21 protein-coding genes, 1 tRNA gene, 1 pseudogene and 1 riboswitch are annotated in these 26461 nt (G+C 37.6%); of the genes and pseudogenes, 8 read left to right on the top strand and 15 right to left on the bottom strand.

The genetic code is table 11. The features are described 5' to 3' along the window. Positions 1-61: 61 nt before the first annotated feature. The 3 genes from FLK20_RS08140 to FLK20_RS08130 all read right to left on the bottom strand — a co-directional run bounded on the left by FLK20_RS08140 (position 62) and on the right by FLK20_RS08130 (position 3394). Complete coding sequence (locus FLK20_RS08140; protein ID WP_152656064.1) at positions 62-1471, bottom strand: MFS transporter; 1410 nt, start codon at positions 1469-1471, stop codon at positions 62-64. A 70-nt stretch (positions 1472-1541) separates the two neighbouring features. Beyond that, the gene (locus FLK20_RS08135) at positions 1542-1973 is read right to left on the bottom strand and encodes a GNAT family N-acetyltransferase (protein WP_152656063.1); all 432 of its coding nucleotides are present in this window, start codon (positions 1971-1973) and stop codon (positions 1542-1544) included. A 233-nt stretch (positions 1974-2206) separates the two neighbouring features. Next, positions 2207-3394, bottom strand: coding sequence for a DUF4317 domain-containing protein (locus FLK20_RS08130; RefSeq protein ID WP_152656062.1), 1188 nt, complete (start codon positions 3392-3394; stop codon positions 2207-2209). Positions 3395-4226: 832 nt separating this feature from the next. Between FLK20_RS08130 and FLK20_RS08125 the strand changes: the two genes are divergently transcribed. From FLK20_RS08125 to FLK20_RS08110, 4 genes are all read left to right on the top strand, one after another. Beyond that, on the top strand, positions 4227-7754 hold the full coding sequence (locus tag FLK20_RS08125) for an AAA family ATPase (protein ID WP_152656061.1): 3528 nt from the start codon (positions 4227-4229) through the stop codon (positions 7752-7754). Further along, positions 7751-8185 (top strand): hypothetical protein, encoded by a 435-nt coding sequence (locus tag FLK20_RS08120; protein WP_152656060.1) that lies wholly within the window; start codon positions 7751-7753, stop codon positions 8183-8185. The genes FLK20_RS08125 and FLK20_RS08120 overlap by 4 nt, the downstream gene beginning before the upstream one ends. Then, a complete protein-coding gene (locus tag FLK20_RS08115; protein ID WP_152656059.1) occupies positions 8185-8838 on the top strand; it encodes a hypothetical protein in 654 nt (217 codons plus the stop codon). Before FLK20_RS08120 ends, FLK20_RS08115 begins: the two co-directional genes overlap by 1 nt. A gap of 515 nt (positions 8839-9353) precedes the next feature. Further along, positions 9354-9424, top strand: a tRNA-Ala gene (locus FLK20_RS08110). 120 nt (positions 9425-9544) lie between these two features. Here the strand turns inward: FLK20_RS08110 and FLK20_RS08105 are convergent. Continuing rightward, a complete protein-coding gene (locus tag FLK20_RS08105; RefSeq protein WP_227994920.1) occupies positions 9545-10075 on the bottom strand; it encodes a GNAT family N-acetyltransferase in 531 nt (176 codons plus the stop codon). A gap of 399 nt (positions 10076-10474) precedes the next feature. Here FLK20_RS08105 and FLK20_RS08100 point away from each other — a divergent pair, with 399 nt between their 5' ends. After that, positions 10475-11392: an AEC family transporter gene (locus FLK20_RS08100; RefSeq protein ID WP_152656057.1), complete on the top strand. Its 918-nt coding sequence runs from the start codon at positions 10475-10477 to the stop codon at positions 11390-11392. Positions 11393-11848: 456 nt separating this feature from the next. Here FLK20_RS08100 and FLK20_RS08095 read toward each other — a convergent pair whose 3' ends face one another. From FLK20_RS08095 to FLK20_RS08075, 5 genes are all read right to left on the bottom strand, one after another. Continuing rightward, positions 11849-12730, bottom strand: coding sequence for an aminoglycoside phosphotransferase family protein (locus tag FLK20_RS08095; protein WP_152656056.1), 882 nt, complete (start codon positions 12728-12730; stop codon positions 11849-11851). A gap of 135 nt (positions 12731-12865) precedes the next feature. Further along, the gene (locus tag FLK20_RS08090) at positions 12866-13288 is read right to left on the bottom strand and encodes an NUDIX hydrolase (RefSeq protein WP_152656055.1); all 423 of its coding nucleotides are present in this window, start codon (positions 13286-13288) and stop codon (positions 12866-12868) included. Positions 13289-13303: 15 nt separating this feature from the next. Further along, a complete protein-coding gene (locus FLK20_RS08085) occupies positions 13304-14215 on the bottom strand; it encodes a phosphotransferase family protein (protein ID WP_152656054.1) in 912 nt (303 codons plus the stop codon). A gap of 508 nt (positions 14216-14723) precedes the next feature. Then, entirely contained in the window at positions 14724-15296 is a 573-nt protein-coding gene (locus tag FLK20_RS08080) for a guanylate kinase (RefSeq protein ID WP_152656053.1), read from the bottom strand. A 239-nt stretch (positions 15297-15535) separates the two neighbouring features. Then, complete coding sequence (locus FLK20_RS08075) at positions 15536-16957, bottom strand: MDR family MFS transporter (protein ID WP_152656052.1); 1422 nt, start codon at positions 16955-16957, stop codon at positions 15536-15538. A gap of 190 nt (positions 16958-17147) precedes the next feature. Between FLK20_RS08075 and FLK20_RS08070 the strand changes: the two genes are divergently transcribed. Then, a complete protein-coding gene (locus FLK20_RS08070) occupies positions 17148-17447 on the top strand; it encodes a TIGR04104 family putative zinc finger protein (RefSeq protein ID WP_194165575.1) in 300 nt (99 codons plus the stop codon). 334 nt (positions 17448-17781) lie between these two features. On the opposite strand, the gene FLK20_RS08065 is transcribed toward FLK20_RS08070, so the two are convergent. Then, positions 17782-18918 (bottom strand): 5-methyltetrahydropteroyltriglutamate--homocysteine S-methyltransferase, encoded by a 1137-nt coding sequence (locus FLK20_RS08065; protein ID WP_152656050.1) that lies wholly within the window; start codon positions 18916-18918, stop codon positions 17782-17784. A gap of 443 nt (positions 18919-19361) precedes the next feature. On the opposite strand from FLK20_RS08065, the gene FLK20_RS08060 reads away from it, so the two are divergent. Then, on the top strand, positions 19362-20210 hold the full coding sequence (locus FLK20_RS08060; RefSeq protein ID WP_152656049.1) for an MBL fold metallo-hydrolase: 849 nt from the start codon (positions 19362-19364) through the stop codon (positions 20208-20210). A gap of 511 nt (positions 20211-20721) precedes the next feature. On the opposite strand, the gene FLK20_RS08055 is transcribed toward FLK20_RS08060, so the two are convergent. Next, complete coding sequence (locus tag FLK20_RS08055) at positions 20722-21642, bottom strand: LysR family transcriptional regulator (protein WP_152656048.1); 921 nt, start codon at positions 21640-21642, stop codon at positions 20722-20724. Further along, a complete protein-coding gene (locus FLK20_RS08050; protein ID WP_194165574.1) occupies positions 21639-22190 on the bottom strand; it encodes a GNAT family N-acetyltransferase in 552 nt (183 codons plus the stop codon). Before FLK20_RS08050 ends, FLK20_RS08055 begins: the two co-directional genes overlap by 4 nt. A gap of 161 nt (positions 22191-22351) precedes the next feature. Here FLK20_RS08050 and FLK20_RS22240 point away from each other — a divergent pair. Then, a pseudogene (locus FLK20_RS22240) lies at positions 22352-22724 on the top strand (PTS sugar transporter subunit IIA). Between the two features lie 393 nt (positions 22725-23117). Here FLK20_RS22240 and FLK20_RS08040 read toward each other — a convergent pair. The 3 genes from FLK20_RS08040 to FLK20_RS08030 form a co-directional block, all read right to left on the bottom strand. Next, a complete protein-coding gene (locus FLK20_RS08040) occupies positions 23118-23825 on the bottom strand; it encodes an ABC transporter permease (RefSeq protein WP_152656046.1) in 708 nt (235 codons plus the stop codon). Then, on the bottom strand, positions 23822-24670 hold the full coding sequence (locus FLK20_RS08035; protein WP_152656045.1) for an ABC transporter ATP-binding protein: 849 nt from the start codon (positions 24668-24670) through the stop codon (positions 23822-23824). The genes FLK20_RS08040 and FLK20_RS08035 overlap by 4 nt, the downstream gene beginning before the upstream one ends. 110 nt (positions 24671-24780) lie before the next feature. Next, positions 24781-25830: a response regulator transcription factor gene (locus FLK20_RS08030; RefSeq protein ID WP_152656044.1), complete on the bottom strand. Its 1050-nt coding sequence runs from the start codon at positions 25828-25830 to the stop codon at positions 24781-24783. A gap of 133 nt (positions 25831-25963) precedes the next feature. Then, positions 25964-26077, top strand: a riboswitch (TPP riboswitch). Positions 26078-26461 lie beyond the last annotated feature (384 nt).

Raw genomic sequence — 26461 nt, 5'->3', positions numbered from 1 at the left:
ACATTCCTTTTCCAGCCTAAACAGCTTCTTAACACCATTAAAAAGCATAAATGTCCTGCACTCAACATTTATGCTTTTTAAACGATATTCCACTGCTATTCCTTTTTTCCTGTATAAGTATCGACAGCAGAACACCAGCTAATGCCAGTACTGCCATAATAATAAATGCATATGTTGTGCCCCAATAAGTTCCCACCTGCTCGGGCGCATCCATTGCAGAAGTGGTTACACTGATTACTGTCGTCAGGACAACCACTCCAAAAGCCATCCCTAATTGACGAACCGTATTAACAATCGCCGAATTATGCGCCATTTCTTTTTCATCTAATACATCAACACTTACAGAAACCAAAGGCATCAAAGTCAGACCAAATCCGGTCATAAAGAAACAGAAATAAACCATAATTAAGAACGGCGAACTATCTATATGCAGACTTATCATAAGTAATAAGGAAAGTAATGTAAAAGAAAAACCGATAATAGCTAAAATTCTGCCGCCAAACCGATCATATAAATTTCCCGATACAATAGATACAATGCAAAGAAGGATTGTGCCAGGAACTAATAAAAAGCCAGATAGAAAGGCACTTGTTTCCATGACATTCTGGGCAAACATCGGTAATATCGTTTCAGCAGACAGCAGGAGCATCATATTGATAAAAATAAGCACCACGGTCAACAAAAAAGTACGATTTTGCAATAAACGGACATTCAATACCGGAATCGCAATCGTTAACTGCCGCCGGATAAAGAAGTATAGCAAAACAGCACTGATTAAAAAGGGGACAATAACCAGTCCGATATCGAACCCGGCGATACTAATATTGCTGAGGCTGAAAATAAAGAAAGAAAAAGCACCTGCCGAAAGAAGCACTGAAGGAATATCCAGCCGTGCTTCCTGCTTCTTCAATACATCCTTCATATAAACAACGGCCAGCATTAAAATCAGCAAAACTAGCGGCAGCATAAACCAATGGAGGATGCGCCAATGGAAAACATCAATAATCATTCCAGTCAAGGACGGTGCACTGGCTGGTGCTACATTGACAACAGCACCGAGCAGACCGAGAGCAAAACCTCTTCTTTCTTTAGGAAATACCGTAATTAAAATCGTTTGGATTACAGGTAATATCACACCCGTTCCCACCGCTTGAATTGCTCTGGCAAAAATTAATTGGATAAAGCTTTGCGAAATTGCTCCTGCAATCAGACCTGCCGTCATACAAAGAAGCGAAAAAATTAACAGCGCCTTTGTCGAGAAACGATTTGATAAATAGCCGGTTAATGGGATAAATACGATGGTTGTTAATAAATAAATCGTTGTCAGCCATTGAACCTCGGTAGCATTAATCTGAAACTCTCTCATAATGGCCGGATAAGACGTGATTAATAGAAACTGGCAAAAAGTTAATAAAAACGCAGTAGCCAGCGTAACAATAATAACACCTTTGTTTTCTAGTTTCTTTTGCATTTCTCCTCCTCATTTCTTTTGACATGCTATGTCGATATGTACGTGTTCAAAGTGATCGTCCTCTAAATGCTTAAAACTGCTTCACCATCAAATAATGTGGAATACCATCTTCTAAAAATTCATCCGAAGCCGTTTCATATCCTAATTTTTTATAAAATCCTTCCGCATGTGTCTGCCCATGCAGTTTTGCATGAGTCAACCCTTTTGCTAAAACGATTTCCTCTAAGGACTTTACAACAACCTTTCCCAGTCCATATTTACGGTAAGGCTTTAAAATGCAGATCCGCTCTAATTTTCCTACCCCGTCTACGGATCTCACTCTGCCTGTTCCCACCGGCTTATTCTCGTAATATACTAAAATATGATCACAGGGAGCTTCCAGCGAGTCAAATTCATCAAACTCTTCTTCCTCCGTTACCTCTTGCTCCTTCACAAAAATTTCTTTTCTAATTTCAAAAACTTTCTGTAAATCTTGTTCTTCTGTTACTAATTTAAATGTCATGATTCATCTCCTCTCCAAGGTTCATTCGTGAAATAATACGAAAATATAATAGCTCTTATTATAAAGGAATCCATTATTGTTGTAAATGCAACAAATAAGGGAAGTTATTGTTATACGTTTAAAGACTGTGAAAAAGCCTCTTAGTCTAGTTTTGACTAAGAGACTTCTCCAATTCATCATAGACTTGGATTACTGTCTGCATCAATTAAAAATGTACATGGCAGAGCTTCATTTTAATCTTCCTCTGTTACTTTATTGAATATAGCTTCCGGAATCATTTCAAAGCCTTCAATCACGGTATTCTCCTCCACTTCAATCATCAAACAGAGCTTGCCATCCAATGTCGTCTGGCGAACATAACGCAAATCCTGCGGACACACTTTAATATCAGCAACTTTTGTTTTGATTTTAATTGATTTCGATGTATATTTCGGCACAACACTGGTTGCCTTCAGCTCATATTTTTCATCATCAATAACCTTCTTAAAGGCTGACTCTACTTTTTCAGGATCAATATCCTGAACCCCGCTGCTTGTTAACACCTTTTCTACATCGCGATAATCCAATTTAGGCACATCCGGCTCTTCATTTTCTTCAACAACACGCTGAATCTCATCATACACATTCGCCAGTGTTGTCGTATTCATCTGATCTCCGGCCACATCCTTGACAATCTCTTCAAACACAATCTTATCATCCTCTGCTGTCATCGCTTCCTCCGCATTCAGCACTTCCTCAATCAAATGATAATCCAGCTCATATGGTTTTGAAGCGGAATAAAGCACGTGGTTCACATCCGCAGCTCCGCCTGTAAAAGCAGGGAACAAGAAACCGCCAATCGGAGCTTTTAAATTAATAACAGGGTCCACTACAAAATGATATTTAAATTCTTTTTCCACATAATCAAAGAGCAGCTCTTTTTTCGGATCCATTGTTTTGTTGATGCTGCATAAAATAAAAGGACTCGAATAAACTCTGTCCCTGCCGCTTTCTTCTGTCTCTTCATTAGTCCGCTTCACAGGCTTTGCATATTCGCCATGAATAAAGGTAACAACAATATCCATCTCGTACTGTTTATCCTTCAACATTTTCGCCACCAGCTCCAGCATCTGCTCCCTCCATTCCGCTGTATCATTTGAGAGCATTGCTTTATGAAGAATAAGCTGACTGCTATCTTCCACATCGTGTTGAAATTTAAGCTCAAACAGCTTCTGATCCAGCTGACCTGTCAGCACCTTTTTAAAATTCGCCATGAACAAGTCCTTTTGCTCGTCCTCCAGCAGTTCAAACGGTGTACTTTCATAATGATAGACTTCACTCGATTCCTTCATAATATATACATTAAAAATATCCTGTATTTTTAGTAAATCGTTATTTACTTTAAATTGTTTTTTAATATCTGCAATATCTTTTTTATTCAAAATGGATTCTCCTCTAGATTCATATCTTGTTGTCATCAGTTTAATTAAGATGAATAAGCTCAGCTTCAAGCATTTGTAATATCCTATCAGACAGAAATAGTACCTTTGCACAAGAGCATCCGAATATTCAGCTATGCAACCCACCAGCCAAAAAACAAACGATTTTTTATCTCAAAAAATCGTGAAATGCTCCACGGGATAAAGCTTTCGTTTGTCCTCAGCATTCTAATTTTTAAGCTGCATCCATACATTCTATCATTAGAAAACCTGGTTGTCACCAAGCCCGCAGGTGGTAGCCTTAGTTAAGACCTGGGACTGGGGCTGGGGCTGCGATTACTCGCCCCACCGAAGAGCTTTTGCGATTACTCGCCCTACCGAACTGGATTATTCTATGAAAAAAAACAAATCTGCACCTTTTTTCTGCAGCTATTCATACAGCTTAAGTATTTCTTATTTAATGCTACTATTTCTCTTAAACAGAAACTATTTTAAAATATAGTAGATGAGAATTCCTAAAAATATGTTAAACTTATTACGAATGATATCGTTAACCTAACGAGGACGGAATGATTATCTGAAAAAGGAACCGCATAAACCAGGACGAATTATTTTGCACTTTATCAAAAAATTCATCACAGTCTTTATCAGCTGTAAAAATCCCATTTCAAGAACAGATAGTTATGATAAGTAATTTCAATGAATACATATTCCAAAGTAAAGGAACACAGCGGCAAGACTAAATATTGAAAACCTGGATCCCATAGCAGCCAGCCATTGACAGGTTTCATCCGATCTGGAAATAAAAAACAAATAATGCAAGGAGATATTAAAAATGTGGAAAAAGTGGTCAAGAATTATTTTACCTGAACTTCAACTATTAGATTTCAAGAAAAATACAAAGCCATTAACTTCGCTTCAACAGCAGACGGCACGTTACGAAACAACAAATCTTGAGGACCCGGCAGTAAATGTCGCTTCAAAATCGATAGGACAGGATATTCCTCCTCAAACAGCTCCTGTGTCAGAAAAGCCCAAAGTGCAAAAACAGTCTGTGCAAACAAATCCAGCTCGTAAAGGGGCTTCTAAAGATGACACAGATCATTTATTTAACCTTGCACAAAGCTCTGCCAAGCAAAAGGTCTACGGACAAGAAACATACATTGAAGAGCTTATTTTATGGTTTAAAAAGCAATACATGCTGGGAAATAGAATGGATAGCAAAACACAGGCGATTGCAGTAACAGGACCACAGGGAACAGGAAAAACAGAGGGCGTCATGACTGTAACAAAAGAACTTCACCACTATAAGCTATTAAAGCATCATCAGGTTATCACGCTCGATGTGAGCATTTATAGTGAACGAGATATTCAGACAAATTTTGTCCGTGACTTTTCCAGTGCCTTCTCACATGAAGGAGCGACGATTATTATAAAAGGTCTTGAAAAAGCTCCGCAGCAAATAGTGTCCAATCTGGAAAAACTCCTTACAGATGGGTATTTTCGTACAGAAGCAGGTGTGATTATTGATGCAGCACATCACTTACTTATTTTCATAGCAGAGAAGGAACGGAATTTATCACCTGTCATTATTGATCAGACCAATGTCCTTTCAACACAGCCTTTATCCTTAGCACATCTAGAGCAAATTGCACAAAAGATGTTTGATTCTGCCTTACAGCAAATAGAGGAGATAACAGGAAAGCAAGTGACTGTCCAACCAAACGCTGTCCCATTTCTCGCTGAACTTTCGTTAAAAGGAGAAGGATATGGACGTGTATTAAAAAAATGGATTACGGTGCAGCTTGTTGATCAGTTCGCAGCACTAAGAGCAAGAAACCAGCTTCGTGACATGGAGAAAATTGAACACAGAGAGAATGCACTTTATTTAACCGGGCATGACACTCCTTTATTTGTACCGGAAGATACCAATACTCAGTCCGTTGAGCAGGCATTTCAAGAGCTGGATAGCTTAATCGGATTAACTGAGGTAAAAACCTTTGTCCATGAGCTGGCAAATACGGTTGAATTACAAATGAAACGAAAGGAAAGTGGTTTAAATACGACACCTTTAACGTTACATATGATTTTTTCCGGAAACCCCGGAACTGGAAAAACAACCGTAGCACGATTAATTTCTCACGTTTTAAAAGGAATGGATGTCCTATCGAAAGGACACCTTGTGGAAGTAGCCCGTCAGGATTTAGTAGGTGAATACGTCGGACAGACAGGACCGAAAACAATGGAAAAAATTCAAGAAGCATTAGGCGGTGTGCTCTTTATTGACGAGGCTTATGCCCTTTCCAGAAATCAGCATGATACATTTGGACTGGAAGCCATTGATACCCTTGTGAAGGGCATGGAGGATTACCGTGAAGATCTTGTTGTGATTCTTGCCGGCTACACACAGGAAATGCAGGGCTTCTTAAAAACCAATCCCGGTCTTCCTTCCCGTTTTCCATTCCAGGTTGAATTTGCCGATTATCAGCCTGAACAGCTGTTTACAATGCTAAAACTCATTGCACAAAAACGCGATTACAAAGTAGATGCTGATGCAAAGGCCTCTCTTATTGAGCTTTTTGAAAGACGGCAAATCCCGGGACGTAATGACAGCGGAAACGGTCGATTAGTACGTAATGTTCTGGAAGAAGCGATCCGAAAGCAGGCAGTTCGTGTAAATGAAGAAAGTAATCCGGATTATCAATTGCTTACAGTTGAGGATTTTGGAGTGACAGAAACAGAAGCATTTGACTTGGAAAAAGAGCTATCTTCTTATATTGGCCTGGATTCTGTGAAGGATATTATTCGTACACTTGAAAAGCAGCTATTAGCGAATAAACGGAGAAAAGATGCCGGATTAGAAGTACGAACTGATCAAGTTCTGAATATGGTCTTCTCGGGAAATCCCGGAACTGGAAAAACGACGATTGCCCGAACACTAGCGAAAATGATGAAAGAACTTGGTGTTTTAAAGCAAGGTCATCTCGTAGAAGTAGGCCGCAGTGAACTGATTTCAGGCTATGCCGGACAAACCGCGGATAAAACCAAAGATGTGGTTGAATCTGCATTAGGCGGTGTGCTCTTTATTGATGAAGCCTATGCGCTGGTGGATGAAAATGGCGGATTTGGAGAAGAAGCTATCAATGAACTCGTCCGCTTAATGGAAATCCATAAAGATAATTTGATTGTTATTTTAGCAGGATATAAAGAGGATATGAATAAGCTTCTGGATACGAATGCCGGACTATATTCGCGCTTCCCGCTTCATATTGAATTTCCGGACTATACGCCGGCTGAGCTCGTTCAAATGCTACATTTAACAACAAAGCAGCGTGGTTTCTTACTATCCAATGAGGTTGACACTGTGCTTGAAGCAGCATTTAGAAAGAAACAAGCAGCAGACAGAGAAGCAACTGGAAATGGACGTATGGTACGAAACGAATTAGAAGCGGCTATTCGCAAACAGTCTGTTCGTATCGCAAATATTGAACCGGAAAGTAATAATGAGTTAATTCAGCTGCTGCCGATTGATTTTGATATTGATCCAACCGTTGAAAAAGAGGAAAAGGCACAGGAACAATTGCATGAAATTATCGGTCTCCAATCGGTTAAGGATTTTATGGAAAATCTATTTGCACAGGTTGCTATGAACGAGAGAAGAAAAGCAATGGGACTTCCGGAGAACAGCGGTCAAAGTCTGCACATGTCCTTTATCGGAAATCCGGGAACCGGAAAAACGACTATCGCACGTATTATTGCAAAACGTTTGTATGAACTGGGTGTCATACCGGCTGATCGTTTGGTGGAAACAGATAGAAGCGACTTAGTCGCCGGTTATGTCGGACAAACGGCAATGAAAACAAAAGAAATCATCGACAAAGCTAGAGGCGGTGTGTTATTCATCGACGAAGCGTACAGCTTAGCCGGGGATCAATTCGGCCAAGAAGCGATTGATACAATTGTGAAAGCAATGGAAGATAACAAGGATGATCTGGTCGTAATTGTCGCTGGTTATGAAAAAGAAATGGAGGATTTCTGGAACTCTAATTCAGGATTGAAATCCAGATTCCCCCACCATATTCTGTTCCCGAACTATAAAGCAGAAGAAATGCTGCAAATCGCAAAAATCATGCTGCATCAAAAAGGGTACAAAATTGCAGATGAAGCTGATGCAGCTGTATTGGAGCAGTGCAAACTGGAAGCGGCTGACCCTACCAGCGGAAACGGCCGCTACGTTCGCAATTTAATCGAAGCATCTATTCGCAAGCATGCGCTTCGATTAGCTCATGATGAAGATACTTCCATGGAAGAACTGATTACGATTAAAGCAGAAGATGTAGCAAAAAGGGAGGAAACAGCATGAAGAAATTTGGAAAAACTGCATTTTATATTTTCTTTGCCCTTATAGGATTTTCCATCATTGTTGGCCCTCTGATGGCACTCAGGGATATCAGGGATATCTTACAATATGAAACACCTGTCGGCTCGCTTTACCCGATGATGATATGTCTGGGAGGATTCGTAATGTATCTCTCCCTTCGTCTGGAAGGATTCAGATGGATTTATCAAAAGTGGCCAATTTTATGGCCTGTCCTGCAAATGGGATTTTTTATGCTGATCGGTATAGGATTAGCTGCCACATTTTTAAACAGCTGGGCTGAGAATAATTTCCCATCAAAAGGGATTGCGATCACATTAGGTGTGATTAGCTTTATTGCGGCCAGGGTCTTGATGTCCTACTGGTTTCATCGTTTCCCTGCTTCCCCGGCTGTTGTTACCAGGAGGGAATTATAATGAGTAATCGGCCACATTTGCATCGTCAAGACGACAAGGATAGAAAAAACATACAAACAGAGCCGACACCAGAAGCAATTCATAACGGACGGCCTGCCAGAGAAAACAAATCGCCAAAAGGATTGAAAGACCAGCCTCAAACATCTGAGAAAAACGAACTGGCAGAACTGACAAATGAAGCCAAGTTCACGAGGAAATTATTAGGTATCATTTCTATCATATTTCTTATTGGAAGTACTGCCTTTAACCCAATGGTGTCACAGGATGCTGCCGCTGAAGATATTGCAAATCAATCATCAACTGAAATCGAATCTGGATTTGTATTAAATGATACAAGTGATTTAGCCATAGAAGCACAGGATTTTGCAGTCGGCGACTTTGATGGCGGTACTGCACGAATGTTAATTTGGGATTTCACTGGTGATTCAGAAGATCAGATTCAAATTATGGTTGATGGCGAAATTATCAGAGAAAGCCATACACTTACATCGAATGTGGCAGCCTACAGTGTACCTGTGCCAAGCGTTGTCACAATTGTCGGTATCGATCAAGCAAATTATGCAGTTAAATTTCCAGAAAGAAAAAATGTTTTATTTAATACCGTAGCTCCAGGCGGGGCTAATGCATATACACTGACCCCGCTGGTACCGTAGTTTATTGCAAGTTCTTCCTTTAGATGTATAAGCGGAGATCATACATTCTCCAAGATAAAACCGTACCAGTTAAGTACAGCTGGTATGGTTTTATCTATAAATAAAGAGCGAATTTTATTTCATTTATTACATTTTATTATTCTCCATAAGCAGATCCCTCTTTAATTTTTTTCTAAAATTGGCTTGCGCGCTTCATTCAGCTCCACATAAGAACTCACAGCAGTCATTCGTTGCTGATAAAAATAATTTTTATCGTTCGTATAAATCAATAAAGCTAAACTATAGATTTGTGCTTAAAAAACGGTTGAAGCAATTAATCTACATCTATTTTTAAGCAGTGAAATCATTTTAACAAAAATCTTGATGCAACCCTGAGAAAAGTATATAATGTTATTGTTCAATTTATTTTTTACTTATCTTTCATTTAATAATGAGGATATCGATCAGCTGGAGAATACTTCAATGGTGTGCAAATGTTGAAGAACTCTAACCCTCATGCTCTATTAAAATATTTCGGGGCCTTAGTATAATGGGATTACGCTTGACTGGCAGTCAAATAATACGGGTTCGATTCCCGTAGGCTCCATATCCTAATAATAAAACACTCTTGCTTATTCCTACAGAATGAGCAGAGTGTTTTTTAACAAACAAATCTTTTTGGTAAACAAAAGTAATTTGGTTTAAGTGCTATTAGCAAGATACCGTATTATACTTCCATACATAATACTGAAATATTTTCCCAGCCATAAGCTACATCTTCTACTACTCTTCCTCCAAACTCACTTTTCCTGCGCAGATATTCCTTCCCTCCCAAACGTTCATAAAAACCAAGCCCGGAATTATTTTGTTCCATTACCCATACCAGCATCGAATCAATGCTGTTTTCTTTAAAATGTTTAGCAGCTGCCGAAACCAATTGCCTTCCTGTTCCTAGTCCTCTACATTCCGGAAACAGATAAAGCGCGTATAATTCTCCAGTAAATTTGTCGTTATCCATGTGTTGTCCTGCTGCAAAGCCTATGATTTTTCCTTGATCATTAACTGCAATATAAATAAAGGGAGCATTTTCACTATTTAAAAATTGAAGCCATTTTCGCTCTGCTTCCTCATATGTCAATTTTTCCAAATAATTGTCTGGTACTAAACCATGGTAAGTAGTTTTCCAACCATCAACATAGATTCTGGCTATGGATTCTATATCTTCTTTACTTGCTTTTCTAATCTGCAATTTATTCACCCTTTATTTTATATAAGATTAATACATCATCTTGAACATTGAATTAATCTGCCCATTCGTTTAAGAACAATTATTTACAAAATTATAAATATCATTTCATTTATTTACATTTAGTTTAAACTGAGCTACTTTTTTATGTAAATCCATTTAATAAATCATTTTTATAAGTAAAAGACAGCCTGCGTTGAACCTGATTTTTACCAAACCTCACTACAACGTCCACTATTTTATAATACAACTGCTTCATTCATATAATTTTTTCCTATCTAAAAGGATAACTTTTTGATATTTTCTTTATATTTATGTTCTGTGATAAAATAAAGCGACGTTGGAATTAAATGTAATGCTATTTAATAAAAGCACGTCATTCAACTATTATACATACAGAAGAGGTTTTACATGTTTACTTTTATTATATTAAACGTCATTTTACCAATCTTGATATTGATTCTACTCGGTGCCATCTTACAAAGAAGGTTTCAATTTAATCTGAAGCAACTCTCCACACTTATTACTTATTGCTTGATGCCCGCGGCTGTATTTATGAATTTATATAATATAAGTATAGAAATCGATTTGCTGCTCGAGATAATATACTATACCCTTCTTTTTAGTTTGAGTCTGATGCTTGTGGGTCATGTTATTTCCAAACGATTAAAACTGGAAAAGGGAGAAAGTGCAGCGCTGAAAAATAGTATTTCTTTAATGAATTCCGGTAATTATGGACTGCCGGTAAGTCAATTAGTTTTCAGTCACAATCCTGTAGGCGTTTCTGTGCAGATTTTCATTTTGATTTTTCAAAACCTGTTGACTTATTCATACGGGGTATATAATTTACTATCAGCAACGAGAACAATCAAAGGTATTATTCAATCCTTTCTAAAACTGCCCGTATTTCATGCGCTTATATTAGGTATATTATTTCAATATTTTTCCATTCAAGTACCTCATCCTATCTTGATACCGCTTGACCAGCTTTCGAATGGTTTTGTTGCCATCGCACTCATTTTACTTGGGGCACAATTATCGAACATTAAGCTCCAGTTTTTTCACCGGGTCATCGCATGGTCTTTAATTGGAAGGCTGCTGATCGGACCATTATTAGCGCTTGCCATCATATACCTGCTAGGCATCGATGGTATTGTGGCACAATCATTATTTATTGCAAGTTCTTTTCCTACTTCCAGAAATACATCAACGATCGCTATGGAGTATCAAATAGAGCCGGAACTGCATGCACAAATTGTTTTATTTTCCACGTTGTTTAGTATCGCCACCGTATCTGCTGTTATTTATTTGTCATATATTTTGTTTTGAGCTAGTTATATTTAGGATAAGATATCGCCTCGGGATTTGTGCTGCTCAAAACATAAACACCTGATTCAGTAAGCTTCATTCTGGCAAATAATTTCATCAAGTCTTATTTAGTGCCAAAATCCTTGACAGTATAGGTTCTTGGCACTGTTTATTTTCTTTAAATTTCAATAAATAAATCCATTAATGAATTTTTGCTGGACATATCCATTTATTTTTTTCATTTCATTATAACGCTTTCAATTATCTGGATAAAGCCCTGAAAGTTTGTTATAGTGTGACGATCAATTTTTAGTATTCCTTAATCAATCCCAAAGCATCTGTTTACAATAAAAACTTAGATTCTGCTCCTGTTTCTACTTTCCCCCATCTACTATAATGTTTTATAGTTTTTATATTTAAATGTTAATCAGCTATTTCCTCTGTTTGACAATTACATCCGATCGATAATTTAACAGGTTAGAATAGTTCCTGATAGCCTAACCATTCATCTATATTCATATCGCCTTGAACAGATAATAAACGATACAGGTAACGGTAAGGCTTTCTAACTCCTGTTAAATCAGGTAATTCCAGAACTTTTTCGTATCCTGTTTTAAACTCCATAGCAGATTTTTCATCTAAAACATACTCTAAGCCAATAAAGTCCAACTCTCTTGGAGCAATAACATATGCTTCAGTATCCACAAGCCCGGATATTACTTTGCCATCAGATAGGAATTGCGTAGGATCCATATCAACTAGCACAAATGTTGAATATTCAGGAATAGGGGCCTTATCTAAAAGATCTTTCACTTCCGCAAGCTTTTTGCTTATTTCTTTTTCTTCATTATAAAATTTGAAAACTATTTCTGCCATTGTATGTTTCAAATGTTGATGAAAAACTTCTAATCTAACCTTATAAGTTCCAGAGGGATTACCAACGTATTTTTTTCTATTCATATGAATGTTTGCCAACCCTTCGCCTAAACTTTGTAATACAGTAGATGGTTTACCTTCAAATGATTTAACCATTTCACCTGTTAATTTTTCTACAACTACAAATTCTCTTGAAAAACAGTTCCCTTTATTTAACACTCTTGGAATCGGGATTGAAGTAATATTATTTAACGTATTATTAACGTTTTCCAGTTCAAAGACTCGTCTAGGATCAATACCAAAGAGCTTTTTGCATCCCCACCAAAAATCATTATTCGGCTCTTCAGTCATTCGGGAAGAACGAACGACCACTTCCTGATTTTCAGTTTTAACCAACCACACATCGCTAGCGTGGTCCTCATAACCTGGACTTAATTCTTGAACCTCTTTAATTGGTTCGTTAAATAAAAATGCTAAATTCATAAAACAGTCCTGCTTTCTCAGTAGTTTTTTCATATCATTTTTTCAGCACCTGATCCGTTTCTTGAATAATACTTTTTTCACACGAACATCTACATCTTTTTATTAAAAAAACTCCTTTGACTTTATCTTTTCGCTCTACTTTTCCACTCCCTGAAATACATAAAAAGCTCCCTTTCCCAATAAACCTCTAACTCCCTTTTTATGATAAGGCAGCCATTTTTCTGCTTCCTCCATACTTAACCAAGCTGCATCCGCAATTGTTTCCGTATCCTGTATCGAAACCTCTCCACCAGCAACCTTCGCCTTAAACGTAAAAAAGATCGTATGGTGACCAAACTTTTCCACAAACGCTTCATTCACAGCAAGAATATCTTCTACCTCAATCGTTAGACCTGTTTCCTCTTTCGCCTCACGGATAACCGCTTCCTGTAAAGTTTCTCCCGCTTCCACTGCCCCGCCAGGCATCGACCAGTTATCATGCTTTATATTCTGCACCATTAAAATCTTTTCTTCTGTCTCATCTAAAATCAATGCATAGACAACATTTACTCTTTCCACCCTCATTATCCTCCTCTATTCCATCACTTTTTCTAACAGCGAAGCCGCATAACTATCCATTCTCTCTATCATTATTTCGACAGTTATATCCGTTTTCCCAAAAACCTCCCATCCAGGATAAACATCCGGCTGCCCTTCTAAAACGTCCATTAAGGAAACAATATCCCAATAAACATTATAGGAAAAGCCGTGTTTAGCTTTTTCCTGATAGGCAGACAAAAAAGCATCTGCCGCTTCTACACCATAAAGCATAGCAAGATTCCAGCGGCAGTGCCCCACATCAATACCAGCATGACCTAGGCAGCCATTCGCCCAATCAACCACACCACTTACCTCCCCATCTTTCCATAGTACATTAGCTGGATGAAAATCCCGATGAATAAATCTCGGTGTATAGCTTGGCTCCGGCTGCAATGCAACCTCCTTTAAAGCCGCCCACACTTCCTGCTTTCCTGTCCAGGCTGGAATGTCAATTTCATCCGCTTTTTGATAACGTTCATGCTTCCAAGGAATTTTATCTATGGAATTATCATGAATCCGGGCTAATGTTCCGGCAAGCTTCTTTGACCATTCAGCTTGGTTTGCCGGTAAGATATTTACTTTACCTTCCAATTTCCGCATTAAAAGAAGCGGTTTTCCGATAATTTCTCCATGAGGATCAGCAGCAATATATTGTGGTGTGTCAACAGATAATGATGCCGCTGCCTTGAGACTGTCTGCTTCTTGCTCAATATCCTTTGCTGAAAAGCTGCTCTTATCATATTGACGTAATACCAGCTCGATTTTTTCATCCGCTGATAATTGCAGAACAATTGCATACATCGCGGCCGTGGTACTTCCCTTCAATGGATAAATATGGTGAATAGCTGTCCCATTTGGAAAGTGAGAAACAATCCACTGCTTTTGTTTTTCAGGAATAGAAACCATACAATCTCCCCTTTGCTATTTAAAAATCCTCGTTTCACCCAAAAGAGCAAACGAGGATTTTTATTCGTCATGATACATTTTTCCTTCTTCACCTTTACCGGCTATTCTGGAAAGATATGAAATTTGATAAAAATAAGTAGTGATGAATGATGAATGTACATACAGCTAAAAAACAACACACTCCAAAAAGTGCCATTACCCCGAAAGTATCTATCTGGATGGGCAATGGATTCACTGCGTACTGTCAGAGTTGTTACAAGTATCGCCGCACAACCATTGCCGCTGCTATCTTATGTATTTCTGTATTGTAATTATTTTACGTATCAAAAAAATAGATTATGCTTCTTGTTTTAAAGTATAGTGTTTTCTTTTCCGAATAGCGATAACAAAGGATTATAGCTTCACTATTTCTCTTTGAAGCCCATCCTTTTGCCATCTCCACAGCAATATCATATACCATATACATATTGTATATGCATATCCCTTATGGTTTGGTGACCGAAGCGTATCAATTATTTTTATTTCCGTTAACCCTCTCGCCAACCACTTTTTCCGCTTGTTTAACCGCTTCTTCCAAATTATCATTTATAATCGTCGTATCGAAAAATTTCTCAAGGGATTTTTCATATTCAATTCTTTCTAATCTTTTTTCTATATCTTCTTTGGAATCCCCTCTTTTAATCATTCGGTCGATAACATCCTCATCATTAGAAGGTTTAACAAATACCAAGTACACATTTTCTCCAAATAGTTCTTTAAATCGAATGGCCCCGTTTACATCGATATCCTTAATAACCTTCCGTCCTTGTTTCATACTCTCTTCATATTTATCCTTAATGGTCCCATACCAGTTCCCGTGAATATTTTCTGCTTCAATAAATTTCCCATTTATTCTTGCTTCATTAAACTGATCTAAATCAAAGAAATAATAAGGATTTCCGGGACTTTCTCCTTCCCTCATTTTTCTCGTTGTAACGGAAGGGATATATTCTAAATCCTGAAATTTAGTTAATATCTCATTGATGATAGAGTTTTTTCCTGCACCTGCATATCCGGAAAAAACAATAATTTCTCCATTCATTACTAACACTCCTCTAAGTTAATATAAGAACATGATACACGAAATTGCACATATTTACACACTATTATTTCATATTATCGTTCCCTCTTCTTTCTTGCTTATGAAAGAAGTCTAACCGAATATTTTTGCTTTATCAATACTATTATCAAATATTTTTTCCTTTATTCTGTTGTAATATTGTCACGATCTCATCTAAAAAACCCCGTTTTGCTAAAAAAGCAAACGGGGATTTGTATGAATCATGATACATTATTTTCCTTATCTACCTTTGCCTGCTCGGCAGGAGATGGATCAAATTTGATAAAGAAATAAGCGATGAATGTGCATAAAGATAATACAGCAACAACTCCAAAGGCCACATTTACGCCAAAAATATCCGGGCGGGCAATCGATTCATTTCCTTCTGTCATGGTTGCAACAGATGTCATAATGGTCACCAGAATTGCCGTTCCAACCGAAGCTGCTACCATCCGCATCGTTCCGTCTAAGGCAGCTCCATGCGGAATTAAATCCTTTGGTAACTGGTTCAATGCAGCAGTCTGTATTGGCATCATAATCATCGCCAAGCCCAGCATCCGCACAGCATACAACACAATGACAAAGGTAAAGGTGGTGTTCACGCTAAGAAACATAAATGGAACAGTTGCCAAAGTGATAATAATTAATCCCGGCAGCACAATCCATTTCCCACCGATTCTATCAAACAGTCTGCCGATAAACGGACCCATTAAACCTGTAATTAAAGCACCCGGAAGCATGGAGAGCCCGGCTTCAAATGCAGTAAAGTCCCGCATATTCTGCATATACAAAGGAATCAATGTCTCTGTTCCAATCAGTCCCATAAACGTAATCGAACCAATAAATACACTAAACGGGAAAATAGCATACTTAAACACTCTAAATTCAAGCATCGGGTGATGCAGTCTAAGCTGACGTAAAATAAATAGAATCAGAGAAAGAATACCGATCGCTAAAGTAACCAGTGTGATCGGTGCTCCCCAGCCAAAATTTCCTGCATTGGTAACACCGTAAAGAATTCCTCCAAATCCAAATGAAGATAGAATAACGGAAAGAACATCAAACTTGGTTTTCTTCACCTCTGTTACATTACGTAAAGCAAAGAATGCGATAATGATATCAATAATAGCAATTGGCAAAATAATATAAAACAGCACACGCCATGAATAATGTTCAGTCACCCAGCCTGAGATAACCGGACCAATTGCCGGTGCAAAGGAAATCACCAGACCAATCAATCCCATGACAGATCCTCTTCTATTAATCGGAAAAATTAATAGGAACACGGTTGTCATTAATGGCAGCATCACTCCTGCGCCAATAGATTGAATCACCCTCGCCATAATCAAAAACTCAAAATTCGGCGCCAACCCGCCAATTAATGTTCCAACAGCAAATACACTCATGGCTGTTAAGAAAAGCTGCCTCGTCGTAAAGCGTTCAATTAGAAAGGCACTGACAGGGATCATAATTCCATTCACCAGCATAAATACCGTTGTCAGCCATTGCGCACTGTTCGGCGTTACACCCATTTCATTGATAATTGGCGGTATCGCTGTAATCATTAACGTCTGATTTAAGATAGAAATAAAAGACCCAGCCAGCAGCAAAGCAACAACGGTCGGTCTATGTATTTGATTCATGTATCTATATCTCCTTACAAATAAATTTTAATTTGATTTCCGAAATAATCAAATGGCTTATTATAGATTAAAGGAAAAGCTGAAAAGATGCCAGCTTTTTTTACTCTTATCCGAATCGGAGGAGTGAAATATCATTTTCCTGCATGTTACAATATGCATATGAATACCTATTGCGAGGAGTGTGATGATTATGGCAACTTGTCAGCACTGTCATAATAAATGGACGTGGAAACAAACGATGAAAACAACAACCACCTTAAACACTGCATATACCTGCCCTTATTGCGGGAAGAAGCAATACGCCACGAAAAAATCAAGAACGCAATTTTATTTCCTGACACTGATTCCATTAATAGCTCTTCTTCTAAACCTTTTTCATAATATACCAGTATGGTTCATTTTCAGCTGGCTTATCCTGGGAGGAGCTGTTGTTCTTAGTCTTTTTCCTGCCGTTTTAAAATTGACAAATAAGGAAGAATTTTTCTTTTGATCATTCTGATACGCTTTTCATGGGGCGAATAATCTCAGTCCCAACGGGTGTCAATACGAAGACATCGTGTCTATTTTACTTTATTCCTTAAATTCTTTATACGTAAAAGTACAAAAAATAATCCACTCTTGAGTTTGGCGTTCAAGATGGATTATTTCTGCTAATACGCTGCCCCCTTAAAGGGTGCCTTGCTATTGTTCTGCTATTCGTGTTACCGCACGAGCGGTGTTTTTTTTATAGCTATTTCTATAACGATTATTCCTTATTTTTAAAAGTTCTTTCATTCGAAAAACGAACAGCCTAAACCTCACCTCCAGGCTGTTCTAACATTTCTTTAGTTTCCCCAAACTTCCTCAGCAACTTCTCTTACTAAACGCAGCTTATCCCATTGCTGCTCTTCCGTAAGAATATTTCCTTCTTCCGTTGAGGCAAACCCGCATTGCGGGCTAACACATAAGCGCTCTATCGGCACATATTTTGACGCTTCTTCAATACGCTTCTTGATTTGCTCCTTATCCTCCAGCTCTGGCAGCTTCGATGAAAATAATCCTAGCACAACAAGCTTATCATCACTTACATTGACCAGCGATTCAAAACCGCCTGCACGTTCTGTATCAAATTCTAAATAATATGCTTTTACCTTTTCTCTTCCAAATAAATGTTTAGCAATCGCATCATAAGCGCCAGATGAGAACCATTTAGAATGATAGTTTCCCCGACATACATGCGTAGTGATAATTAAATCCTCTGGTTGATTTTCAATAACTTTATTGTTTAAGTTCACATATAATGAGCCAATTTCTTCTATATTGGAATCATCATCACTACTGGTCCAGTGGTTTTTACCAACAAGTCTTCCCCATGTGCAATCATCCAGCTGCAAATTCCGGCAGCCTGCAGCATATAAATCCTCAATTACCGTTCGATAAGCTGCTGCAATATCCTCTACTAAATCGTTCAAATTGGGATAAATATGCTTGGTTGCTTCCACATTTTCAGGGCGCTGTGATTCTGATAAAAATTGTGCTGGTGCAGGGATCGTTTGTCTTGCAGCCACTTCTTCGTCCGCAAATTGCTGCACAAATTGGAAATGCTCAACAAATGGATGATTTTCGCCGCTGATTTTACCTGTTAAACGGGCTGTTTCTGCACGTGTTTCCTCTCCTTTAAACTGATAGCCTTTATCAAGCTCTTGTTTTTTAACACCTTGCAGTCCCCACATAAAATCAAGATGCCACCAGGAACGGCGAAATTCTCCATCCGTAATTGCTTTTAGTCCAACCTCTTTCTGCTTTTGGATTAAATCCTTAATCGTTTCATCTTCTACAGCTTTTAAATCCTGTTCAGAAATTTCTCCTTTTGCAAAAGCTGCACGGGCTTCCTTCAATTTTTCCGGTCTCAGGAAGCTTCCTACATTATCAAATCGAAATGGTGTTTCTGCACGTACGCCTTCTTTGCTTGCTACTGTCATCCCTAATCTCTCCTTCGTTTTATTAGTTGAGATTAGTCTATCACAGTAAATTCATTATCAGATAACACCTAAAATCTATCGTTTGTTATAGTTTTTTTCTATGACTACATACTGGGAAAGGCGACAAATGAACAGTAGCTACACCTTAATCAAGTACGATGGTAGAATATATTATTGAACTAAAGTATCCGTTAATTGAACAATCATCTTCACTTCTATTACAAATAATGTCCGAACTGCGAGCAAATAAACACAATTAACATTCCGTAATTTCTTAGTGTATGGTTTGTAGTATGATATACTTTTCCTTAGTGAAACAAGGAGGTGCCAGTCCAATGGTAAAAAGGTAATAAGAGAAAATCTTAACTTATTTTAATAACTTTAGAATAAACATGTAGATTTTCTCTTTCATAGAATGAATATATAAGAAAAGAGGAAAAAACATGTTAAATAAATTAAGTGATACTATTTATTATTTATCTAATCAAGATGATATAGAACGACCAACATTAGGACTGGTATGTGGTGACCAATACAGTCTAATAATAGATGCTGGTAATTCTACTCAACATGCTAAAGACTTTTTAACAGAAATTGAGAAGCTGAACGTACCTCCAGTTAAATATGTGGTTATTACCCATGGACATTGGGATCACTTTTTGGGAATGAATGAATTTGATGCAGCTGTTATCGTTAATAGCCGAACAAATGAAATAATAAAAGAATGGCAAAATTATTCCTTTGACGATAGTTCACTCCATAAGTATGTGCATACGAATCAGTTGGGTGATATATTTATGAAGATTATACAAACCGATATGCCAAACAGGAATAGTTTTCAGTTGAAATCCCCAGATATAATCTTTGAAAATTCATTAACTATTGATTTAGGGAATAAAGTTTGTGTAATTGAAAGTATAAAAAGTACGCATACAGATGACTCTACAGTCATTTATATTCCTGATGAAAAAGTTATTTTCTTAGGTGATTCTGTATATGGCAAAACTACAAATTCTTTATTTCATTACAAGCAATCATTGCTATTGCCTATGATTAAAGACATTCAAAAATATGATGCAGAAATGTTCCTGCTTGGTCATGAATCTATCTGTGATTTAAATGAAATGGATATATATTGGGAAGAGTTAACAACAGCAAGTCAAGTTGTAAAGTCCACCTCTTTAGAAAATGCGAAAGCATCCTTTAAGGCAGAAAATAACAGGGATCCTAATGATAATGAATTATTTTTCATAAAAGCATTTGTTAATGATCATATTATTCAGTCTCAATAATTCTATATAACACATCAATCATCTATGAACCGTAGCCACCTCATTAAAAATTGAAATGAGGTGGCTTTTCATTATTCGATAATAATGAGCGTTTCTTAGTAAAAATACTTCGTTTTGTTGTTCAATCGCGATATTAAAAATTCACCTTCTTTTATTCAACTAAACTCTGGCTCCGTTACTTTACCGCAGTACTTTCATTTAATCACAAAAAATAATCCAACCTTGAGCTTAGCAACCAAGGCGGATTATTTCTGCTAATACGCTGACCTCTTAAAGAAAGTCTTACTATTGGCTTACCATTCGTGTAACAGCATGGGTGGTATTTCTTTATTATCTTTACATCTATAACTTGTTATACCTTATTTCTTTGATTTTTAAAAGTTCTTTTAAAGTAATAAAACATACAAGCAAGACTGAAACCTTCCAGTCTGCCCTATACATTTTTATTTACCTCAAACTTCCTCAGCAGCTTCTTTTACTAAACCTAATATGCTTTTACCTGTAACAAATATCACAATAAACTTTGCCGCTCTTCCTCAATACTTGTCTGTAAATACGCAATATAAGTTTCCGCCATGGGACTAAGTTCAATATCCTTATGAACAATATAGCCAACATGAATTATTTCATCGACTTTCAAAGGTACCGCAATAATATTGTCGCCATTCAGCTTTTGACTGATAACTCCTGTAGATATCGTATAGCCATTGAGTCCAATCAGCAGATTAAACATCGTTGCCCGATCACGGACATGAATATTTTTTGGGCGAGTCAGTGTGCTTAGAATCTCTTCTGAAAAATAAAATGAATTATAGTCTCCCTGTTCGTACAGCAGATAAGGATAGGGCTCTAAATCTTCCAGAGTAACATACTCTTTCTTCACCAATGGATTATCCCCACTGATAAACACATGAGGCGCTGCTTCAAATAAAGGGTGAAAGGCCAGGTTTCCTTCTCTTAAAAATTTCCGGATAACCTTTTCATTGAAATCATTGATATACATAATCCCGATTTCACTGTTTAAATTTTTAACATCCTCAATAATTTCATATGTTCTTGTTTCCCGAAATGTAAAATCATATTCATCCCGGTCATAGTCTTTTAACAGGCGGACAAAGGCACTGACTGCAAAAGCATAATGCTGTGCTGATACGGCAAAATGATGCTGTGGCGCTGCGTTGTTGGAATAGCGGTTTTCCAATAATTCTGCCTGTTCCAAGACCTGCCTTGCATAGCCTAAAAACTCCGAGCCCTCTTTTGTCACATGAATCCCTTTATTCGTTCGCGAAAATATTTTAATGCCAATTTCTTTTTCCAATTCCTTTAAAGCATTGGACAAGCTTGGCTGACTGATAAACAAAGCTTGGGCTGCTTTAGAAATCGAACGGCTTCTTGCTACTTCTATAACATATTTTAACTGTTGTAAGGTCATTTTCTTTTCCTCCTGTTATCCGTACCCCTATCATAACAAAATTGATACGCATACCTTTCTCCATTTGGAAACGGAAGATGAATAATACCTTTAAAAGTAAATCCGGCAGATAAAATAATTTTTTGCATTGCCCTGTTTTTAGGATGTGTATCAATTCGAATTTCTGGCGCTCCTTCTTCCTTGCATATAAACAGCAAAAGCTTTAGAAAGATTTTCCCGTAACCTTTCCCGTTTACATCTGGATTAACTGCAAACTTATGAATGGTAAAATAATTTTCTTGCGATGAGTCCCAATCTCCATAATTAATCGTAGAATACGCTTCTTCTGCTTCATTCGTAACAATTGCTGTACCAATAATCTTTTCGTTTATGGTAAAAAGATAATTATTCCCTTTCTCAATTTCCAGTTTTATCTCATCCTCTTTCGGGGAATCCTCATCAGACCATTGCGGTGATCCAGATTCAGCCAGTTTATTCTTCGCTTTATTGATAATCTGCATAACAGCTTGAAAATCATCAAGGTTTCCATTTCTAATTTCAATATTCATGACAGCACCTGCTTTTACTATATTTTTAAGTCTTATATTAGTTAGTATAATTCTAAACTTTGAATAATCAAAAATCATAAGCTGAAGTTGTACACCTTTTTCATTATTCGTCATTGTATTTCACTTCGTATCTCTGTTACTATTTCTCTATCCAAAAGGAGATGCCCTCACAGCAAACCGGGCAATTAATAGAAAAAGAAACAATGACAAGCCCATTAACAGGAAAAGTAAAACCTTTAAGTGAAGTAGACGATCCAGCTTTCTCCTCTGAAGCAATGGGTAAAGGGGCTGCGATCGAGCCGACAGCCGGGGAAGTTATCTCTCCGGCAAATGGGGAAATTTCTGCTATTTCCAACACATCATGCTATCGGAATTACATCTGAAAATCAGACTGAAATCTTGATTCACGTCGGTTTGGACACAGTGCAGTTAGAAGGAAAACACTTTGAAGCACTTGTGAAGCAAGGAGATATTGTAAAACAGGGAAACCCGCTAATCCGTTTTGATATTGATAAAACAAAAAACCGGCTTTGATGTAACCACACAAGTTATTATCACCAATACAGATAAGTTCGAGGACTGATAAAAAAGAAATAACAGCAAAGGGAAAATTTCATTCTGACTATTACGTAAATGATGTAAATTGGAAAATCTAAAAATCCCCGCTATCTTATAAGGTAGCGGGGTTTTTAAATGAAACGTCAGATACAGGGAGGAATATTTCCTGACCAATATCTATTTCCAAAAAATTCAATTATTCCTGCTTATCATCCTCTATCATTGCAAGAACAAAAATTTTATAATCATTCTCTATTCTTTTTATATGAATACTTTCATAACATCAAGTCAATTAAATTGAAATGAGGCAATAATGAGTCATTTAAAGAACCGTTACCGCTCTTTAAATGACTCAACTAATCAATACTCTTAATCCATCATCCGCTTCTTAAATGTAACAGAAGCCAATACTAACATTGCTGCAACCCAGGCTCCAATAATTGCAAAGGGCTTCCAAAGCTCATCAAAACCGGCACCTGCATCACCCAACTTCGCAATTTCTTCCAGCTGGATTCCCGGCGTATACTCTAATACTTGTAAGAAGCTGAACTGATCGACAAGTCCAATAAACATATTGGCCATACCAAATATAAACATTACAGGGAGAATATAGACAGATGCCTCCATAACACTTCTTGTAATCAAGCCCATCCAGGTCCCTAAAGCGATAAAGAAAATCAGAGATAAAACGATTCCTGCAATTAACCAGCCGCTTCCTGCAAATGAAAAACCCATGATAAGCATACTGACAGCAGTTACAATAACTGTAATCACAATGGTAACAGCACTTTTTCCAGCTAAAATTTCTGTTAATGTTGCTGGAGAAAGCATCAGACCACGCAACGTATTTTTCTCCTTTTCTTCTGCTATTATCGCACATTGCAGAAAGGTTCCAACCAAAGCAAGGGATAAAGTAATTACAAACAAGTACATCGCTAATGGTACTTCCCCTACCCGACTATATATGACAGCAAAAACAATCGGCATCAGCGCTGTTGATGAAACATACATATTTCGATATAAATCCTTCAAATCCTTTTGAAAAATTGCCATAAATCTTTTTACAGAAAATGTCATACCAATTCCCTCCCAGTCACTTCAACAAAGATATCTCCTAATGTCGGCTCTTTTGTATAAATTCGCTCCACCATTTCCCGGGAAATATATTGTTGAATTTCCTCTGCACTAGACGCTTTTAATGGAAGCTCTAATTCTCTTCCATCCTTCAATTCTATACCAATAATTTCTTCCCGATATTGCTTTTTCAGCTGTTTGGGTTCATCTAAAAGCTGGACAACCCCTTTATTTAAAAAGGCTACCTGACTGCACAGATGATCTGCCTCCTCCATATCATGTGTTGTCAGAAAAATAGTCGTTCCCTGTCGATTCAACTCTTTTAAGCCATTATGAATATGTTTGGAGTTGGCAGGGTCTAATGCAGATGTCGGCTCATCCAAAAATAATAATTCCGGATTATGCAATAGTGTCCTCGCCAATAATACACGCTGTGTCATTCCTTTAGAGAGCTTGGATACCTGTGTTTTTTTCTCTGAACCCAAATTAACTGCCTCCAGTGCCTCATCAATTCGCTGCAAAGAGACATCATATAAATCTGTGTAAAGCTTTAAGTTATCATAAATGGTTAGTCTTGCGTATAAACCGCTATTATCTGTCACGACTCCAAAGCGTTTTCGATATTCAGGTGTGTTTAGCTTTGAAACTGGAACACCAAATACATTTGCTGTACCTGCACTCTGTCTCATTTGTCCCGTTAAAATTTTTATTGTTGTTGTTTTTCCTGAACCGCTTGGCCCCAGAAAACCAAATGTCTCTCCTTTTTTAACCTGGAAGGAAACATCGTGTAATGCCTGTTTATCACCAAAAATCTTCTCTAAAGATTTCACTTCTATCATATTCTCCACTCCAAAAACCTCCTGCATCAGTTATTTGCCTGTGATTACAGAATAGCTTTATTTAAGTAATAGTGCAGTATATTTGGGGTGAATGGAGTATATTTTAAGTTGAATCATGCTTATTCTACTCCTAATAACTCTTTCAGCTCGTTCAGCTTTGATTTCGATAATGGAACTTCGGAGCTTTTTTTGTCAATAAGAGATAAGCTGTAGCTGTTTCTGGTCCAAGTAATAACCTCTCTTATTTTTTGAAGATTCACAATATATGAGCGGTGACAGCGAAAGAAGCCTTGATTTGATAATCGCTGCTCCAGCTCTTTTAAGGTAAGGCCTGTTGGAAAGCCTTCTCCACGCGTATACAGATAAGATTGACCATCCTGACTTTCAATATAATCAATCTCCTGAGGATCAAATAAAATGATTTTATCCTCTATTTTGGCAGAGATTTTATTCAACTGAAACGACTTTTGTACCTGCATCACTTCTTCTGCTTCCAACGCATCTGTTTCTTTAGATGCCGAATGCTCTTCTTCCTCCATTTTAATTTCAATGGACTGCATCCCTTGTTCATCTAAACGATAGACAGTATCAGCAATCGTTATCGCATGTTCTGTACTTGTTGTTAAAATTAATACAGCCTTTTGTTGCGTCTGCAGCATTTCGACAAACTGATGTAGCACATGCTTTGTTTCCAGATCCACATTTACCTCAGGCTCTTCAAAGATAATAACCTCTGATTCTTGCATTAATATTCTCCCAAACTGGACACGACGCTTTTCAGAGCGATGAAGCTGATGCATCTTCCATCTTGCTTTTTCCTCCAGTTGAATTCGCTGCAGAACTTCCTTTACAGAGGCCTTACTTTGAAAGAGGGAACCGATAAATTTCAGATATTCCTGCACTTGCAGCCGTTCATAAATACCTTCTTCATACCAGCAAATCCCTAACGAAGAAAAGTATTGCTGTTTATTCTTATCCAGTGTTTTATTCTGTATCTGAATACACCCATTGCGTACACTTTCTTTCCCAATAAGCATTCGCAATAAAACTTCACGAATATTAACAGTGGATTGAATTGCTTTTATTTCCCCGGGACTTACTTCGATATCTATTTTAGGAAATACCGTTTGATCTCCATGACGATATTCAATTTCTTTCATTTTTAACATACTTCATACTCCTCTATTCTATAACCACTTTGATTACACTTTATAATTAATACTGGACAAGCTTATATAATAATTATTTTTCATGACAAATAGCCGAATCTTTGATACAGTAGATGCAAAGATAATAATGAAAAGCAACTACTAGGGGAGCCCAAAATTGCGGGCTGAGAGGGAAGCATGCTTACTTTCCGACTCTTATAAACCTGATCTGGCTAATACCAGCGTAGGGAAGTAGTCAATCAATATATGATTACTTTCAGTATACCAAAAATCAGGTCTCTCGATAGAACCTGATTTTTTTATTTATACAAGGTCGTTTACTTTTCATTTCCAAAAAGAAAAGCGCGCAAAGCGCCCTTACAGGTTTAGAACGCTACGTCGTGTCGCAACGCCTGCACTAGCACGTCGTGTGCGTCGAAAAACGTAGAGATTGTGCCCTCGTTCTTTGGGGTTGTTCGACTTTAANAAAATCAGGTCTCTCGATAGAACCTGATTTTTTTATTTATACAAGGTCGTTTACTTTTCATTTCCAAAAAGAAAAGCGCGCAAAGCGCCCTTACAGGTTTAGAACGCTACGTCGTGTCGCAACGCCTGCACTAGCACGTCGTGTGCGTCGAAAAACGTAGAGATT

The organism is Oceanobacillus sp. CFH 90083 (assembly GCF_009389585.1).
In the GTDB taxonomy this organism is placed as follows: domain Bacteria; phylum Bacillota; class Bacilli; order Bacillales; family Amphibacillaceae; genus Oceanobacillus.
Note: the sequence above shows the minus strand (reverse complement) of the source record. Positions and strands in the feature narration are given on the sequence as shown.

Coding starts and splice junctions, on each gene's coding strand:
- FLK20_RS08140 (WP_152656064.1), bottom strand. CDS start 1,471: ATGCAAAAGAAACTAGAAAACAAAGGTGTTATTATTGTTACGCTGGCT.
- FLK20_RS08135 (WP_152656063.1), bottom strand. CDS start 1,973: ATGACATTTAAATTAGTAACAGAAGAACAAGATTTACAGAAAGTTTTT.
- FLK20_RS08125 (WP_152656061.1), top strand. CDS start 4,227: ATGTGGAAAAAGTGGTCAAGAATTATTTTACCTGAACTTCAACTATTA.
- FLK20_RS08120 (WP_152656060.1), top strand. CDS start 7,751: ATGAAGAAATTTGGAAAAACTGCATTTTATATTTTCTTTGCCCTTATA.
- FLK20_RS08115 (WP_152656059.1), top strand. CDS start 8,185: ATGAGTAATCGGCCACATTTGCATCGTCAAGACGACAAGGATAGAAAA.
- FLK20_RS08100 (WP_152656057.1), top strand. CDS start 10,475: ATGTTTACTTTTATTATATTAAACGTCATTTTACCAATCTTGATATTG.
- FLK20_RS08095 (WP_152656056.1), bottom strand. CDS start 12,730: ATGAATTTAGCATTTTTATTTAACGAACCAATTAAAGAGGTTCAAGAA.
- FLK20_RS08085 (WP_152656054.1), bottom strand. CDS start 14,215: ATGGTTTCTATTCCTGAAAAACAAAAGCAGTGGATTGTTTCTCACTTT.
- FLK20_RS08080 (WP_152656053.1), bottom strand. CDS start 15,296: ATGAATGGAGAAATTATTGTTTTTTCCGGATATGCAGGTGCAGGAAAA.
- FLK20_RS08075 (WP_152656052.1), bottom strand. CDS start 16,957: ATGAATCAAATACATAGACCGACCGTTGTTGCTTTGCTGCTGGCTGGG.
- FLK20_RS08070 (WP_194165575.1), top strand. CDS start 17,148: ATGGCAACTTGTCAGCACTGTCATAATAAATGGACGTGGAAACAAACG.
- FLK20_RS08065 (WP_152656050.1), bottom strand. CDS start 18,918: ATGACAGTAGCAAGCAAAGAAGGCGTACGTGCAGAAACACCATTTCGA.
- FLK20_RS08060 (WP_152656049.1), top strand. CDS start 19,362: ATGTTAAATAAATTAAGTGATACTATTTATTATTTATCTAATCAAGAT.
- FLK20_RS08055 (WP_152656048.1), bottom strand. CDS start 21,642: ATGACCTTACAACAGTTAAAATATGTTATAGAAGTAGCAAGAAGCCGT.
- FLK20_RS08050 (WP_194165574.1), bottom strand. CDS start 22,190: ATGAATATTGAAATTAGAAATGGAAACCTTGATGATTTTCAAGCTGTT.
- FLK20_RS08040 (WP_152656046.1), bottom strand. CDS start 23,825: ATGACATTTTCTGTAAAAAGATTTATGGCAATTTTTCAAAAGGATTTG.
- FLK20_RS08030 (WP_152656044.1), bottom strand. CDS start 25,830: ATGTTAAAAATGAAAGAAATTGAATATCGTCATGGAGATCAAACGGTA.